The organism is Paenibacillus sp. GCM10027626 (assembly GCF_042676285.1).
In the GTDB taxonomy this organism is placed as follows: Bacteria; Bacillota; Bacilli; order Paenibacillales; family Paenibacillaceae; genus Paenibacillus_Z.
In genome coordinates this window covers 1-741 of the sequence record NZ_JBHTHC010000067.1, presented here as the reverse complement: position 1 = coordinate 741, position 741 = coordinate 1, and the positions used below count along the sequence as shown (strand labels likewise).

The window sequence follows — 741 nt, the reverse complement described above, 5'->3', positions numbered from 1 at the left end:
TTCCACATTAAGTTTTTCGTTGGAAATACTCAATGAATATGGTTTGCCTAAAAGCGCCTAAATAGCAGGTTCTACTCCACAAATAGTCTGCTGGAATTTCATGGAACCGATGTGGGTCAAGCTTAGATATCTTTATGGTTATTATGGCAGGATATTATAAAGTGAACATATAGTGCAATGAAATGAGTATTGAGGCCAAACGCATCGGGGCGGATTGCTGTTATAGTGAAAGTGTGGCTGGTACTTGTGATAACCGTATGATGTGAACTTCGTGAACCGGCGGCTTGGCGGCCCTCCGGCAACGAACGCAAGTTACGACTGTCCCCTGAGAGTATGTCAATTGCATCATCAAAAAAAGGCTGAGCAGAAGCTGATTTTGCTTGGTCTTTTTGCGTTTGCAGGGAAAATATTGCGGCTTGGACATGGGCTGATCGTGGGCGGACCGCGCCCCCGTCTGGCTGATCGTCGCCGTCTGCTGTAAGCGCGCAAGCAAACCGGGCACGGGCGGACCGGGGGAGACTGTCGATTAATTGCGGATAGTCTGTTTACGTTGAATAAGCATGTATAATCGAATCCAGTTCATTGCGCAATCGCGGTAAAATTGTTGTAGAAAATATAGGCCTGTTGATTAGCCAAAAAAAGGTATGCAATAAATGGTAAAAAACTAATAAAAAAGACCGTCCAGTCGATGTAATGTTTGTCCCCACAAACTAATCGAAACGAGGCGGTCTCATGAAAAAG

General features: G+C 45.1%; 1 protein-coding gene. It reads left to right on the top strand.

Annotated elements, in window-relative coordinates; genetic code table 11:
- Nucleotides 1-340 precede the first annotated feature (340 nt).
- Nucleotides 341-481 carry a hypothetical protein gene (locus ACFQ0N_RS38235; protein ID WP_379335740.1) on the top strand — a complete coding sequence of 47 codons (141 nt, stop codon included), beginning with the start codon at nt 341-343 and terminating at the stop codon, nt 479-481.
- Nucleotides 482-741 lie beyond the last annotated feature (260 nt).